This is a genomic window from Natronotalea proteinilytica (assembly GCF_055379935.1).
Genome location: NZ_AP043947.1, coordinates 1444900 through 1459795 on the forward strand (window position 1 = coordinate 1444900; position 14896 = coordinate 1459795).

10 protein-coding genes are annotated in these 14896 nt (G+C 58.5%); 6 read left to right on the forward strand and 4 right to left on the reverse strand.

Annotation, left to right across the window (positions count from 1 at the left end):
* Positions 1-898 precede the first annotated feature (898 nt).
* The 3 genes from ACZ5AL_RS05930 to ACZ5AL_RS05940 form a co-directional block, all read right to left on the reverse strand.
* Positions 899-1909, reverse strand: coding sequence for an IS110 family RNA-guided transposase (locus tag ACZ5AL_RS05930; protein WP_464512032.1), 1011 nt, complete (start codon positions 1907-1909; stop codon positions 899-901).
* A gap of 285 nt (positions 1910-2194) precedes the next feature.
* The gene (locus ACZ5AL_RS05935) at positions 2195-2719 is read right to left on the reverse strand and encodes a hypothetical protein (RefSeq protein ID WP_464512821.1); all 525 of its coding nucleotides are present in this window, start codon (positions 2717-2719) and stop codon (positions 2195-2197) included.
* 138 nt (positions 2720-2857) lie between these two features.
* Positions 2858-5275 (reverse strand): S9 family peptidase, encoded by a 2418-nt coding sequence (locus ACZ5AL_RS05940; RefSeq protein WP_464512822.1) that lies wholly within the window; start codon positions 5273-5275, stop codon positions 2858-2860.
* A gap of 191 nt (positions 5276-5466) precedes the next feature.
* Between ACZ5AL_RS05940 and ACZ5AL_RS05945 the strand changes: the two genes are divergently transcribed.
* Positions 5467-6747 (forward strand): hypothetical protein, encoded by a 1281-nt coding sequence (locus ACZ5AL_RS05945; RefSeq protein ID WP_464512823.1) that lies wholly within the window; start codon positions 5467-5469, stop codon positions 6745-6747.
* A 172-nt stretch (positions 6748-6919) separates the two neighbouring features.
* On the opposite strand, the gene ACZ5AL_RS05950 is transcribed toward ACZ5AL_RS05945, so the two are convergent.
* Positions 6920-7204, reverse strand: a complete 285-nt coding sequence (locus tag ACZ5AL_RS05950) for a hypothetical protein (RefSeq protein WP_464512825.1) — start codon at positions 7202-7204, stop codon at positions 6920-6922.
* 277 nt (positions 7205-7481) lie between these two features.
* On the opposite strand from ACZ5AL_RS05950, the gene ACZ5AL_RS05955 reads away from it, so the two are divergent.
* From ACZ5AL_RS05955 to ACZ5AL_RS05975, 5 genes are all read left to right on the forward strand, one after another.
* Positions 7482-8036 carry an RNA polymerase sigma factor gene (locus ACZ5AL_RS05955; protein WP_464512826.1) on the forward strand — a complete coding sequence of 185 codons (555 nt, stop codon included), beginning with the start codon at positions 7482-7484 and terminating at the stop codon, positions 8034-8036.
* Positions 8037-8296: 260 nt separating this feature from the next.
* Positions 8297-9472: a FecR family protein gene (locus ACZ5AL_RS05960; protein ID WP_464512827.1), complete on the forward strand. Its 1176-nt coding sequence runs from the start codon at positions 8297-8299 to the stop codon at positions 9470-9472.
* Positions 9473-9937: 465 nt separating this feature from the next.
* On the forward strand, positions 9938-12616 hold the full coding sequence (locus ACZ5AL_RS05965; protein WP_464512829.1) for a TonB-dependent receptor domain-containing protein: 2679 nt from the start codon (positions 9938-9940) through the stop codon (positions 12614-12616).
* Positions 12617-12618: 2 nt separating this feature from the next.
* Positions 12619-13566 carry a hypothetical protein gene (locus tag ACZ5AL_RS05970; protein WP_464512830.1) on the forward strand — a complete coding sequence of 316 codons (948 nt, stop codon included), beginning with the start codon at positions 12619-12621 and terminating at the stop codon, positions 13564-13566.
* A gap of 674 nt (positions 13567-14240) precedes the next feature.
* Positions 14241-14894: a RecX family transcriptional regulator gene (locus ACZ5AL_RS05975; protein WP_464512831.1), complete on the forward strand. Its 654-nt coding sequence runs from the start codon at positions 14241-14243 to the stop codon at positions 14892-14894.
* Positions 14895-14896: the final 2 nt, after the last annotated feature.

The window sequence follows — 14896 nt, forward strand, 5'->3', positions numbered from 1 at the left end:
GCATGCCTTATACCATCTGCGTGGGATCATCATACAGGTGTTTGCAAACGGTGGAGACGATCCGTGCCTCAATGTTGCCGGAGACGCAAGCGGTCCCCGGCTATGGATTAGACGGGCACTGCGCCTTCCCGTAGCCCGGGATCAGAAGCGAAGCGGATATCCCGGGCGGTTCTTAGGGATCCATTGGGATCCATTGGGCATCGAAGCCGACTACCCATGTCATGCTGAACGCAGTAAAGCATCTCAGCGCCCTGCAGTCGAGGGGGCCTGCTGCTCAGTGTCGATGGGTCTCCCCCCCGCGGGGCCCTCGCGCCCTGGACGGGCCGAGCCTGCAGGGATGGCGCCCAGATCCGTCCGCCTGGCGGCGTCAGGATGACCTGCGGACGCGGAAGCATCCCGCCTCTCCGGGCGATGCACCAGTTGTGTATACACCGTAGCTCCTCTGAGGGGGACTTGATGAACGCCTTCCACGGTTCCTTTCTCCTCGGGGAGGAAGGGTAGGATGGAGGGGAAACCAACCGGCAATCCCCAAAACCATTGTTGAGGTCACTTAAGCGTTTGTGTAGCTTAGAAAGCAACAGGCATGACGATATGTGCCAACAGCGGAGATATGCTATAAGTTTTACCCTCCCTGTTATCAGTGCCCTCACCGATGCCATTACGACGTATGTGGAAGACGAGGCGTATCGGAAAAACCACTCCCCGCAGGGTTAAAAGCCTGTTTGGGTTTTGGTTTGAAGGCGAGAGCAAGCGCCGCTGGAGCGAAACGAGGACCACGATGGAGGTTCGTAGCCGGGGCTACGGGCCGCTCGTTACAGCCCAGCGGATCCGCTCACAGCCCAAAATAAGAAATCAAAACAGATGCTGTGGTGATTGTCAAGTGGTTTCGGGGTGGAAATCAGGTCGTCGGATGCAGCGAAGCATCGAACGGACGACCTGATTTGAGTACGCCGTAGCAAATATGTAGGAGTTTCCGCATGGCGGCTCCGATAATGACCATCTGTTCCTTTCCTCGCTCTTGGAGACGGTCCCCGAGCGCCTCCACTGCTGCGTTAAAGCGCAGCGCTGTCATTGCTGGAAAGTACATAGCTCGGCGCAGCCGCCCGTTGCCGACTTTCGACATTCGAGGCTGGCCTCGCACGGAGGTGCCGGACTCATGATGGCTTGGCACCAGACCGGCGTACGCCGCTGCTTGGCGCGCACTCTCGAATCGCTCGGGGGGCCCAAGCTCACTTACCACGATTGCAGCAGTTTGAAGACCGATGCCCGGTATCGTGTCCAACAGGGAGCATCGATCCGTCAACTTCGGGTCCTCCTCGATATGCGTTGCAATCTCTTCCTCTAGGTCCTCAATCTGGCGCTCGATTTCGTCGAGGAGGCTGCGGTGTGCATCGCGCACGGCCTCGTCATCAGCTGCATCCAACCGGTTTTTCGTTCGAGTTTTCTCTTTCTTGAGGGCTTGTCGGGCTCGCGTAAGCTCTCGAAGGCGGCTCTCCGCCGCTGAAGGCGGTTCCCAGGGCCGCGGATCCTCCCGCTGCCCAAAACGCGCGATCAAGGCTGCATCGGCTGCATCGGTCTTCGTGCGCTGCAGTTGGGTCGACGCGTATCCCTTGATTCGTCTCGGATTGACGACACTAACCCGGTAGCCTTCCTCATACAAACGATGGGCAATGGCCTTTTCAAAGTCGCCACTTGCCTCCATGCACGCACACGCCTTCTCGGGACCGGCTCCTCGATCGTCGAGCCATTCGACCAAGGTGTGGTGGCCCTCCGGGTCGTTGGAAACGGTCGTTCGCGCAACGACGTGGTCGCTCTCGCGCAAGACCAGTTCGAGGGTCGACTTGCCAACGTCGATACCCAGGGAAAACGTAAAGCGATCAGTGCTCGAATGTCTCGGTGACTCTCTCATGCTGGTAAATACAGGATCTATGTCCTCAAGTAAGCGCAGTGGTCAGGTAAGCGCAGTGCTCTATGATGCTGTTCGGAGTCAAATGCACCGAAAAGGAAAGCGGGAACTGATCTGTTTTACGGGCTCACCGAGGCTCAAAGCACATGCTTCAAGCATTGGGGCCAAAGGCTCTAATCAGGCGACCCGCCTCCCATCCGAGCGTCCTCGGATCATTCCCGACTCATCTCGTTGTAGACAGGGTCGGGAAAGTATCCCTCTCACGAGGGAAAATCAACATACCAGGCTCTAAAACGCATATCCCCAGCTAAAGCCTATGCTGGGGGCTGCTCTAAATCCATCGTCGTATCCCACGAGCGGGGTAAACCCAACACGATACATATGGCCTTGGTCACGTGGCTGATACCGGTACCCAACGGTAAACGTCGCTACAACCGGAGTTCTGGTATCCCCGAATAGTAAAGTGCCCCCTGCCCCGAGTTCAAGCGCGCCTTCGGTGTCAGATACATATGTTAACTGCACAGGCACCAAATGTACCCAACCGCCAAATAGGAAATCGCCTTTCAAGGCCGAGTAGCCTCCGCGAAGGTGCCAGCGCCCAAATACATGGCGGTCGTAGTTCACACTGTAAAGCATTCCCGCTCCGAGCAGTTCGACGTGCAACGTGTTTTGAGCACGCTCAGATGGGGCCGTGTTCTCCGTTGAGTCGAGGGACGTAGCGGTCTTCTGAGCGTAGGTTGGGGCAGAAAACATCATCAGGCCAAGCAACCCGAGGAGGGCGGAAGGTAGGCTTCGTGCCGGAAGAAGAGACATGACTTTAAGAGAATTAGGAGACCACCGAATATATGCGTGTATCCACTACAGTATAGGCATCTTCATGCCGTTATACAATACGGCGACGCTCCTGTCGAACGGAGCGTCGCCGCTTGTTTTTGGGAAGTGTATGGGTCGTTACCACGCTTGCTCGATGCGATCGGGGCCTACGCTGCGTTCGATGAAGTAGAGAATGCGCCGGTACTGGTCGGTCCAACTGCTGGGTTCGGTAAAGCCGTGTGGTTCTACCGGATAAGTGGCCAGCTCCCAGTCGGTCTTGCCCAGTTCAATAAAGCGCTGGCTGAGGCGGAAGATATCCTGCGGCTGCACGTTGGCATCGACGAGCCCGTGCGTCATAAGGAGCGGATCCTCCAGTCCCTCGGCGAAATAAATTGGGGAGGAACGTTCATACGCTTCGGGGTCGACGACCGGGGTGTTCAGAATGTTGGCGGTGTAGGGGTGGTTGTAGTGCGCCCAATCGGTGACCGACCGTAGGGCGGCTCCGCCTCCAAACGAATCGGGTTCGGTGAGCAGCGCCATGAGCGTGATAAAGCCGCCATAGGATCCGCCATAGATGAAGTTGCGTTCAGGGGCGATGTCGTGATGGGTCTCCAGATAGTCCGTTAGGTCCACATAATCCTGCAGATCGCGTCCGCCCATGTGGCGGTAGATGGCGGTGCGGAAGTCGCGCCCGTACCCTGCCGAAGCGCGGAAGTCGAGATTGACGACGGTGTAGCCCTGGGCCTTCAGGATGTTGTGAAACATGAACTCACGGAAGTAATTGCTCCAGCCGTAATGCACGTTCTGCAGGTATCCGGCCCCGTGCACAAACAGCACGGAAGCGCCGTTGGGCTCCTCGGGTTCGAAGATCTGCATGGGGACTTCAACGCCGTCGGAGGCCTCCATTTCGGTGAGGGTGCCCGGACTCCAGTCGATGGCATTCCATTCGTCAGTAGTTGAGAAGGTAACGCGCTCTTCGCCCTCATCGGTTTGCAGATAAACCTCGGGCGGCTGTACGATGTGCTCATAGACGAGCCCGAGCGTCTCATCGTCAGGATGGGGGGCTGCGGTGTACTGCCCCTGCTTCTCGGTGAGGCGGGTACGTTCGCCGCCTTCTGCAGGCATGTGGTACCAGTGGCGCTCGTAGGGTGAGACCTCGCTGCTGGCAAAGAGCCAGTGGCTACCGTCCTGGGTCAGTTGCGGGTCGAACACCTCGAAGCTGCCGTCGGTGATTTGCTCGGTCTCTCCACTGGGTACATGGGCGGTGTACAGGTGACTGTAGCCCGTGGCTTCGCTCTGAAAGTAAATCGTTTCGCCGTCAGGCATCCAGCCAAGAGTGCTGGGGCCGCCCGCCCACGAGATGCCCGGCCCTGCAATCCAGGCGTCGTCGTGTTGATGGTCGATGACAGACACGCTGCCGTCTTCGGGGTCAAGCCGCGCAATCCAGCGGTCTTTGTTATCGTCGGTGCGGACGTCAACCACGGCGAGGGAGCCGTCGTCATTCCAGTACGGTCCAAATGCTTGCATGGCGCGTGTGGTGTCGGCATCGAGGGTGTCGGGGTCGGCAATGTCGGCGAGGGGCCACGCTTCGGCATCGGGAAGCGTGGTGAGGTCGACCGTGTAGGTGGTGTCGCGCTCGGCATCGGCCAGGTGGAGTTCGTAGGAGCCATCGGGGCGTCCGACTTTCGGGCGGGCATCAACGGGGTCTGCAAAGCCGGACTCGGTTACGTAGTCGATGATCTGCGTGGGGGTAGCGGCTCCAGGCGCAACAACACCCACTGCAGTGAAGCGCTCGGAGGGATCCATCGAGAGGTGGCTCACCGATTTATCGCCAATGTACACCGGCACGGGATCGGGGTCCGCAGCGTCATCTTTCTCTTCAGCGGCCTCGGCTTTTTCGCTTTGCTCATGACGCTCACGGAGCGTCTCGAAGAGATCGCGCTGTTGCTCTTCTAGAAAGGCTTTCTTGGGCGAGGGCTCCTCATCGGTGGGCTCATCGGTAGCGCGAATGTCGGTGAGTTGTTGCAGGCTGCCTTGGGCCAGATCGAGCGCGAAGAGCGTATCGCCATCGCGAAACAGCACGCGCTGGCCATCGGGGGCGAAGCGAGGCTGACTTGCAGAGCTGGTGGTGCGCGTCAGTCGAAGCGTTTCATCGGTGGAGTGGTCGTAGAGGTATACATCCCCCCGGTGGACGAACACTTTGCGCGAAAAGTCGGATGTATACGTGTGGCTCCCATGCTGCCACCCTGAAAAGTAGGGTGTTGCAGCACGACGATCTTCGGGTTCCACCTGAACGGGTTCTGGATCGTCGGGCGTAACCTTGTAGAGCGAGTCGCTTGGAAAGTCGCCCTCGGGGTTCCAATCGAAGTAGAGTGCCGATCCGTCTTCATGCCAGCGGGCGTTGCTGGGCCAACTGCCGATCCATGTGTCGGGGTCTTGCATGATGGTGGAGACCGAAAGGGTGTCGGGGGGCGTGTGGGCGTGTGCGGGTACGGCGAGCAGGCCGCTAAGTAGCAGGAGGCCGCTGAGGGCGAAAACATGAAGCAAGCGGATCATGGAGGCAGGGGGCAAGCAAAAAGAGTTTCGGGTGTAGCAACGTACCAAAGAACAGACACGAATGCAGCCGCGCGCCGCGTTTGTGTTAGGGATGTGCGCATTATGCCAAGAACGGTGGGGGTGGCGTAACGAAATGCTGCGTGGCTGCGTCTACATTGTACCTTTCTGCGGATAAAAAACACGGTATGGGCATGATGCAATTTCAACGAGGGATATGGATGGTGGCGCTGTTGGTGCTCGGGTTCGGTTCGAGCAGTGCATTTGCGCAGTCGGATACGCACAGCGGTGTGATGGAGCTGCGTGAATGGCCGGATGTGTCGCAGATCGCCGACTGGGGCGAGGCGGGCTCGGGCTGGCTGACGCAGTTCGAGCGGCTTTCTGTGGAGTATGCCTACGCCCTACACGACGATACCGTGGACTGGACGTTCGATCTGGCGTGGTCGGCGGGCGTGCATGTGTACACCGGGCAAGAGGTGCAATCCGCGCGCCGCGTCTCGGATAAAGGCCGCTTGGCAGAGCTTCACGTATGGGTGGAGGCGCACACTGATGCTGCTCCGGGCGGGGTGGCCTCGGGTCCGATAGTCTTTGAGGAAATGGAAGTCGGTCCGCGTCCCGACCAGGTGGAATTGCTTTGGGAGGCGGTGCCCCTAGATGATATGTTTGAGGGACTTAATGCTGAGGAGGCGCGTGAAGTGCTGGAATCGGAGCCGGAGTTCCGGATAGTAGAGGTTGAGCATGTGTATATGCACCCCTCTGAAGAGCGCGAGGCCCTCTCGCCCCGGGCCCAGCGTCCGCCCGAAATAGAGCCGCGCCCGCCGGAGACCCGTAGGCCGCGTGGTCCACGCACGTCGGTGGGGATCCACATCGGCGCCACGCGCATCTTCCGCCCCGGAGCGCGTCCGATCGGTTCGAGCAGCCCCTCTGCGGATAGCGACAGCGGCGATAGCAGCACACGCGACGGGCGACGGGCCGAAGCAAGCAGTGACGATGACGATAGCGAGTCCAGCAGCCGTCGCCCCAGCCGTTCGCGGTCGTCCGATGATGACGATGACGATGCGCCCAGCCTGGCTCCGGCAGCGCTCGCTGCGGGCGCGGCGGTGGCCGTGCTGGCTGTAGCAGGGGGAAGCGTGGGGATTTCGGGATCTGCCGATGCGCCCATTGGGCTTACAAGCGGCTATACGCGTTCGGCGGGCGGGGTATGGCTGCAGGGTCACATCAATAGCGCTGTGCTGACAGGCGAGGGCCAGCAGCGCATTAACGTGCAACTGCGCGGCTTTGCCGATGTAGGCTGGAACGCGCTTCAGCCGTCAATCGGAATCGGTGTTCAGGCGCAACAAGACGACGGAACCATTGTGTCGCGTCCGGTGGTGGCGCCGGGATTTGTGTGGAATGCGCAACCGGTGTCGTTCTTTGCGGGGCACGACCTGGTCAATAATACGCCGCAATGGGGCGTGGTGTATCGGTTTAAGTAGTGGGTGCCGTATGTTCAAGTGAGTCGGAATGACATTAAGGCGTGCAGGGGGGCGCTCCGTTGACGTAAAAAGGCAACAGGAGTAGAAATCAAAAAAAGCGCCGACCTGCGGACTGGGCAGATCGGCGCGGTGCGATGGGCGCACTGGACCAAATTGGTGCTACAGAGTGGCGTTACGGTTTTTCTGTAGCAACGAAGTCGGCCCGTTCGCCGCTGGGCGTGCTGATCACGTTGGTTACGTCGACGCTGAACGACTTTTCGCGCTCTCGGCTGCGATCATACAAGATGCCGGTAAATGTGGCATCGTCTTCCCCCTCGGCCAAGGTTTCAATGGCTTCGGCACTATTTCCAAAAAAGACGCCTTTATAGGCTTTTCCGTAGACTGTTTTTTCCGAATAGGCAAAGCCTTCCCCATCCAGGTCATCCAGTTGGGCGTCGTGCAAGTCGTACAGGCTCATGGTGCAGTATCGGGTTTGATAACAAAATAGACAAATGCGATGTACATCCACCAACCAACGAGGCAACAGCCTCCTTAATTAGCGGGCACAAACAATAACACACGCGCTGTCATGGCACTTCCCGTCATGCAACAGCGCATGGTGTATCGGCATGAACGGCTTGCTTCATTCCAATCAATTCATGCGGAATGAATATGAAGCGGTTCACACTTAAGATGCCGTATTGTAGTCTACCATGTTCGCCCGTTCATCGTTTCCTACCTGAAAAGTATCGCCTATGTCTGACCCCGCCGCGTTTGCTCCAGAGCGGGTTCGTGCCGCGCAAGAGGGCGACGAACAGGCCCTGCACGCATTATTGCAGGCCCTTGAGCCCATCCTGCGAGGCTACTTCATCAAGCGCATCGGGCAAGGGCCCGATGTCGATGATCTCATTCAAAACACGCTGCTCCGTGTCCACAAAGGATTGGACGACCTCAACAAACCGGGCAGCTTTAAGTCGTTTGCTATGAAGGGGGCCTTGTTTGAGTTGCAGGATTATTATCGGGGGCGCTATGATATGAAAGAGCAGTTGTACGATCCTGAAAAGCCGCTGCAACGCACCACCCAGGCGAACGACTCTCTTCCCAGCATGGATGTCGACAAGGCGTTAGACGCGCTGTCGCCCAAAGCGCGGCGCATCATTGAGCTGCGCGAGTACGGGTATCGCTATCGCGAAATCGCGCAGATGATCGACACCACCGAGGCAGCTATTAAGATGCAGGTGAAGCGGGCCTTCGATAAAATGCGCGATGCATTAGCCAGCATACTCGCCTTTGTGATGCTTATAAGCTGACCGTCTGCATCTGGGACGTATCCTCTAAGAGGCCCAGAGTGGCGGTACGGCTATTGCAGTACGGCTATCACAATTGTATCCAACAACTTATGGTGTTATACAGATGGGCTGCATGATGTCTGTTACTTTGTTTGCCTCTAGGGCGGCTTACATCCACAGCGGGCCAATATGTCCGTAACAGACGTTTTACAGTGCGCTTCCGCCGCTGCGGAGGCTTTCGTGTTCTGTCTGACACCTATCAACCGAATTGCCCATACGCCATGGATTCACTTTTTGAAGCGGTGCTGTTCTACGACGATCTGTCGGAGGAGCGGCGCGCGGACATTCGCGAGACACTCGCCGACCACCCGGAGCTACAGGCTACCCTGTCGCAGTGGATGGCAGTGCGCGCAGCGGTGCGGCGCGACCTTGAAGCCGATCTGCCAGAGCGCGATTTGCTCGTGCTCTACGCGCTGGATGAGGCCGGAATGGCACACGTCTTAAGTGCCGATGAACGCACTGCCTTGCAGGCGGCTCGTTCACGTATCGAAGATGCGCGTGCTGCGCATCCCGCACTCGACGATATCGTAAAGCGTATTCAAGAGGAGCAGCGCGTTTTCCATACCACATGGACGGAGCACGTTGAGCCTGCTATGGAAACAAATGGCGTGCGGCCCGAGCGCGATGCCAAAGCGCGTCGCAGCCATCGTACAGCCGATCGCTCGTGGGCCCTGCGCCTAGCTGCGGGTGTAGCTATGATCTTGCTTGCCATCGGTATTGTGTTCATGCTACCGGATGCGCCTAGCACCACCACCGTCGATACGGATAACGGAGAGGTGCGCACGGTCAACTTAGCTGATGGATCGACCGCACGCCTGGTGGGCGTAACCCGGTTCACCTATCCGGATGAGGTGCCAGAAGACGATGCCTACACGGTAACCGTGCACACGGGCAAAGCGTTCTTTGAAGTGCCTACAACAGGCGATGAACAGACTTTCGTAGTCGAGACGCCCACAGCACAGGCGGAAGTATTGGGAACGCAGTTCGGGGTAGACACCGCACCACACCATACCGATATTACGTTAGCCGAAGGGGCGCTGCGCGTAGGGACACTTGGATTTGACGATCTGTTTGAAACGCTTGAGCCGGGCACCTCCAGCCGTGTGGAACGCGATCAGCCCCCTACCCCCCCGGAGCGTGTCGAGCTGAACGATGCACTGGCATGGACTGGGCTCTTTATCTTCCGGCAAACCCCCATGGAGCAGATTGCCACACAACTGGATCGGGCCTACGAAGTCACCATTGACGTAGACGACACCTTGACCGATGCAACCGTAACCGGCACGTTTGAGCGCGATCAGGACGTAAACGAGGTGCTCAATGCCATTGCGGCCACGCTTGGCGTAACCGTCGATCAGCACGATACCGATCACTACCGCATCGTGGATGACGCGTAGTAGTGCTCTGTCTCAGATCAATCTTCGGGCAACACATGTAGCCTCTAACGTACCGAGAATAACTCACAATCATGTCATTGCGAGCGCAGCGAAGCAATCTCATGCTATCAAACCGGATACAGCCGCCCAATCAACAGCATGAGATCGCACCCCAGGAGTACTCGTTCGCTGCGCTCACAGCGCCGCGTCAGTTGCAGGGCTCCCTCCTCGCGATGACAACTTTCGGACTCTAACTTTCAGGTGTGACAGCACAGTAGGCACACGCAGCGGATAGCGTGCATTCTCTCACATCGCCACGGGGCAATCAAATTCGTCTGGGGTCATCTCGGCGTTCTCCTCACGGCATGTCGTCCCACTGCCATCAACACCATCCGCCCGTCAACGCGACGCTGCCGAACAGCAGATCTGGCGATGGGTACAAGCCTGGGTTGAGAGTCTGTATTCTGTTCACAGGCACATGCTATCGTGGTGCGCTGGGCTGTTGTCGTTGCACTTATCGTGGGGGGCGTGTTCGCAGGGAGTGCGAAGCATGCCACGGCGCAGACCGTGGTTATCGAATCCGGTGATCCACTGGTAGATGTGCTAACCACTCTCCGCACAAACACCCCTCTCGACCTGGTATTTGCCGATCGGTTGGTCGAAGACATCTACACCTCTTGCACCTACGAATATGAAGAAGATCCCCTTGAAGAGGTGCTGGCCTGTGTGCTCGACGGCACCGGATTAGAGGCCAACCGCGTGCGTCGAAACCAATATGTGCTCGTCCAGGCACAAGACAGGCCCGATCCCGAAGGCCCCACGGTATCTCCATCGCCTCGCTTGTCGATTTCGGGATACGTGCGCGATGCAGAAACCGGAGAGGTGCTTCCCGGCGCGAACATTGTGATGCGTGAACTGCGAAGCGGCACGAGCACCAATCGGTCGGGCTATTTTGTGCTTTCCTCGCTCCCACCGGGGCCGTATCAGGTGCGCATAACGTACATGGGATACGAATCGGTGGACACCACGCTCACAGCAGGCGGCTCAAACGCACACATCGAACTTGCGCCTCGATCGCTTGAAGCTGATGAGGTCGTAGTTCAAGACAACGACAATGCCCTCACGACGCGGGCACCCACCGCCGGCATGTCCACGCTCGCGCTGGATCAGCTCGACAACCTGCCGTCGCTGGGTGAGTCGGATCTGATTGCCGCCCTTCAGTGGACCCCCGGCGTGCAGCGCTCGGGGGCCGTAAGTGGAGGCTTGAGCGTGCGAGGCGCCTCCACCGATCAAAACTTGTACCTGCTTGAAGGGGCGCCCATCTACCATCCGTGGCACGCGTTTAGTCTCGTTTCCACGTTCCAAACGGAAACGCTGAAACAGACGTCGCTGTACCGAGGCACGTTTCCCGCCGAGCATGGCGGGCGCCTTTCGGCCATTGTGGATGCGCAGCTTAAGGATGGCAATCGAACCGAGCCCAAAGCGCAGGCGGCGCTAAGCATTCTAAGCGGTCGGTTTCACGTTGAAAGCCCCATATCCGAACGGACCTCGTTTATGGTTGCCGGACGGCGCTCGTACATCGACCGGCTTGTAGGGCGGGTGCATCCCATCGATGAAGGCGGACGCCGCGACACCATGCGAACCGGCTATGTGTTTTACGATACCAGCGCCAAGCTCACTACCCAGCTGGACGATCGCAACCGCTTTTCCATCAGCTACTACCACGGGCGCGACGACCTCGACTTGCGCCTCCCCTTTGATCTGTCGCTCGATTTTTCGTCATGGCTGCGGCCCACCGATCTGTTCTTTGAAATGGATCAGGACTGGTCTAATCGCATGATGAGCGCGCAGTACCAGGGTATTCCGTCGCCTTCAGTGGTTGTGAATGCAACCGGGTACTATTCCGGCTACCGAGCCAACGAATCCGCATTTGTGCAGCCAACCACCACCGCCTCGCTCGCCTCCGATTACGCCGTATCGGTTGATGATATGGGGCTGCGCGTGGATGTGGACCTCCATCAATCTATGACCCACATGTGGCGGTTTGGCACCCATCTGTCTCATCTCTACTTTACAAGCGAACTGGAAAGTAGCATTTCGAATTCGGCGACTGCCACAGCCTCTTCCACCGCGTCTGTGCCCGATCGAGAAGAAACGACGCGCCGCGTGGCTCAACTGGCAGGATACGCCCAACACACCTGGACCCCCACGCCCGAGCTAGATGTGCAGTCAGGAGTGCGCCTCAGCTACTTTTCGAGCGGGCAGTATTTCCATGTGCGTCCACGCTTCAACATGCAATACGTGTTTGATCCCCAATGGCTGACGGTGCAGCTAGGGGGAAGTGGCCATGTGCAGGCGCTGCATCGGATGCGAGATCGGTTTTCACTTGCATATGATCTGGTGTCAACACGGTGGGTGCCCTCCGACCGAGAGGTGCGTCCGGCAGAGAGTTGGCAAGTCACGCTGGGCGCGCGCAGTCAGCCCCGATCGTCACTCTACCTGGAGGCCAATACGTATGCCCGGTGGAGCCAACACGCGTTGGTGCCCGAGAACACGTTGCAAACCAAAGACGGCTTGCAGGGACCGGGCATTGAGGTAGGGGCGTTGTTGGGACAGTACACGCCCTCGCGCGAGCGGGCCATGGGCGCAGAAGCCGAGGTGCGCTGGGAGCGCGGCCGGTGGCGCATCCACCATAATACGGCGGTAGGCCGCACGTTTACACGAACCCCCGAGCAAGAAGAGACATCGGGATACCGCCCGGCTGATCTGGATTTGCCCTGGTCAATGCGTAATGCCATCACGTGGGAGCCGGGACGGTGGGAACTGACGCTGGCCGGAACGCTTCGCACGGGTTATCCCATCTCTACACCCGTGGGCTCGTATCGGCTCGGCGATGTGGAAGACACCGATCCGGTCACGTTTTTGTACCGACCGCACGTGAATAACGACCGCCTGCCGCTGTATGGGCGGGTCGATGCAACGCTGGGGCATCGGTTCAGGGGGATGGGAGCCGACTGGCATGTTCGGCTCCACCTGCATAACGCCATAAACCACCGCAACGTGGTCGGGCGTGCCTACGAGTCTGATGGCAACAACGGCGTAACCACCAACGACCAACGGGGACTGCCGATCATTCCGCTTTTTGAAGTGCAACTTACCCTGTAGCTATGTGGAGATATGCCACTTGGGGCCTTCTCTTGCTGGGACTCAGCATGCTGATGGGGTGCGACCTCACCGACTTTGAAGCCCCCGAAACCACTGTGGTGGAGGCGTTTGTGGAAACCAACAAGATGCCTCCTCCTGTGTATGTGCGCAACGTGCAAGGACTGGGTGAGACGACCCCCGATGGGCGATCCGATGCACAAATCCACATGCTCCTTGGCGATTCTGTGGTGGCCTACGAGTCGGATGCAGACGAGGCGGGACGCTATGTCCCCGAATCCACCGGAGCGCCGATGTCTGCTCATCAGCCCTTCGAGATAGAAGTCCAGGTCGATGGCAAGACGGCCCGTGGGGCAAGCGAAACGCCTGCTGCCATTGCGCTAGATAGCATTGCGATACGGGCTCCAGGCGAGCCCATCGAAGCGGTGCGCGTTGACTCGTTGCGTCGTGACTCGCTTGACATTCCTGCCACCACCGACTTCATCTATCCGATTGATGTGGACGTGTACTGGACGGCCCCTACCACCGATACAGGAGCCGATACATGGGTACGTACTGCGCTTCGTCCCGCTGATACGCCGTTTACACCTCGCATCGTGGACTTTTTCATTCAACCGGAAGCAGTCTTTCCCGAGTCGGATGCAGAAGCGTCGGAGGCGGTTCGTGCCTGGAGCGGCATCTATGCGATTCCGGTTGAAGAGGCCAACGAGATGCTGCCCACCCACGATCTGACCGTGTTAGTGGTGCGGAGCGGAGCGGCGTATGCCGAGTACATTGCCGAACGCGACGATCCCGACCGCCGTGAGCCGCCTTCAAACGTGGACGGAGCGCTGGGTATTGTGGCCGGGGTTGCAGTCGACTCGATTCGGGTGACGGTGGAACAGGACACTACGACTGCTAATATGGAGGACGCTCGCTATGTGTATCGCGCCCCAAGGCTGGATCAATGGTAGGGAATTGGCCCGTTGTGGGGGTAGTACTCTATCACAGTTCAATCTTCGGGTTGCAACACCCCCACTTTAATGATGTCATCTTGAGCGGAGCGGCTCCGCCTAGGAGACGCGGAGTCCTGACACGAGCGGAGCGACTGACGAACGCAGTGAGTAAAGATCTCCCTCGAAATGAGCAGGGCCACTCGATCGATCAGAGCCTGCTGAGCGTCGGGGAGATGGTTCGGCGTGCTCCGGGCTGGGCCCGTCGCGTGCTCACCATGACAGGTTTTTTGGAAGGGGGCTGGGATACAGCGTTTCGGACGGTCTCCATACCCTAACAATCAGGTGTGACAGAGCAGTAGGCGTTAGACCTGCCTGCAAGAGAGCTTCTCGCATCCCAACGTGAGGGGAACGGATGCCCCCAGCAACACCGTAGCACCTCAATACCCTAAGTGGACCCACAAAAGAATCTTTGAGCATGTCATTGCGAGGAGCGCCAGCGACGCGGCAATCTTCTGCCTTCAAACTGGGCAGCACTGCCCAATCGGGAGGCATGAGATCGCACCCCAGGAGTACTCGTTCGCTGCGCTCACAGCGCCGCGTCGGTCGCAAGCTCCCTCCTCGCGATGACAAGGTGTAAATGTATTTTTGCTGATCTACTTAGTTCTCGTTTTCTAGCTTGCCCCACGCTGCCTATGCCCCAGTCGGCTACGATTACAGCACTGAAACAGCAAAAAAACGACCCCAATCGCGTCTCTCTTTTTCTGGATGGTGCGTTTGCGCTGGGCATTCACCAGGACCTGGTGGTGAAGTACGATTTACACACGGGGCGGGTGCTTACTCCGGAGGAGCAAGCCAACCTGGAAGCCGACGAGCGTTTGATTCAGGCAAAGCAGCAAGCGATGGAGTATCTGGCACATAAGCCCCGCACGGAAGGCGAAGTGCGTGACCGTCTCGAACGAGCCGATTACAGCCCGTCGGTTATTGAAGCAGCAATCGAGCGGCTTCATGAGTTATCGTATCTCGATGATGCGACCTACGCCCACGACTACGTGAAAGGCCGGTTTGCCAACAAAAAATATGGTCCGCATCGCATGCGGCGTGAGTTGCGCGAGCGCGGTGTTGCCCCGGCCCTGATCGATGAAGCCCTAGCCCAACTGGAATCCCGCGTTGATTTCCCCGCCGCTGCGCAAGAGCTAGCCGAAAAGTACTGGCATCGGGTAGCCGATGAGCCCGATCCGCGTAAGCAAGCTAAGCGGCTACGGGGCTACCTGATGCGTCGGGGATACGCCAGTAGCACAGCGCGTGCCGCGGTCGAAACCGTTCAAGAACGCGCGCTGGCGCCGTAGCC

Coding starts and splice junctions, on each gene's coding strand:
- ACZ5AL_RS05955 (WP_464512826.1), top strand. CDS start 7,482: ATGTCTGACCCCGCCGCGTTTGCTCCAGAGCGGGTTCGTGCCGCGCAA.
- ACZ5AL_RS05935 (WP_464512821.1), bottom strand. CDS start 2,719: ATGTCTCTTCTTCCGGCACGAAGCCTACCTTCCGCCCTCCTCGGGTTG.
- ACZ5AL_RS05960 (WP_464512827.1), top strand. CDS start 8,297: ATGGATTCACTTTTTGAAGCGGTGCTGTTCTACGACGATCTGTCGGAG.
- ACZ5AL_RS05945 (WP_464512823.1), top strand. CDS start 5,467: ATGATGCAATTTCAACGAGGGATATGGATGGTGGCGCTGTTGGTGCTC.
- ACZ5AL_RS05950 (WP_464512825.1), bottom strand. CDS start 7,204: ATGAGCCTGTACGACTTGCACGACGCCCAACTGGATGACCTGGATGGG.
- ACZ5AL_RS05970 (WP_464512830.1), top strand. CDS start 12,619: ATGTGGAGATATGCCACTTGGGGCCTTCTCTTGCTGGGACTCAGCATG.
- ACZ5AL_RS05975 (WP_464512831.1), top strand. CDS start 14,241: ATGCCCCAGTCGGCTACGATTACAGCACTGAAACAGCAAAAAAACGAC.
- ACZ5AL_RS05930 (WP_464512032.1), bottom strand. CDS start 1,909: ATGAGAGAGTCACCGAGACATTCGAGCACTGATCGCTTTACGTTTTCC.
- ACZ5AL_RS05940 (WP_464512822.1), bottom strand. CDS start 5,275: ATGATCCGCTTGCTTCATGTTTTCGCCCTCAGCGGCCTCCTGCTACTT.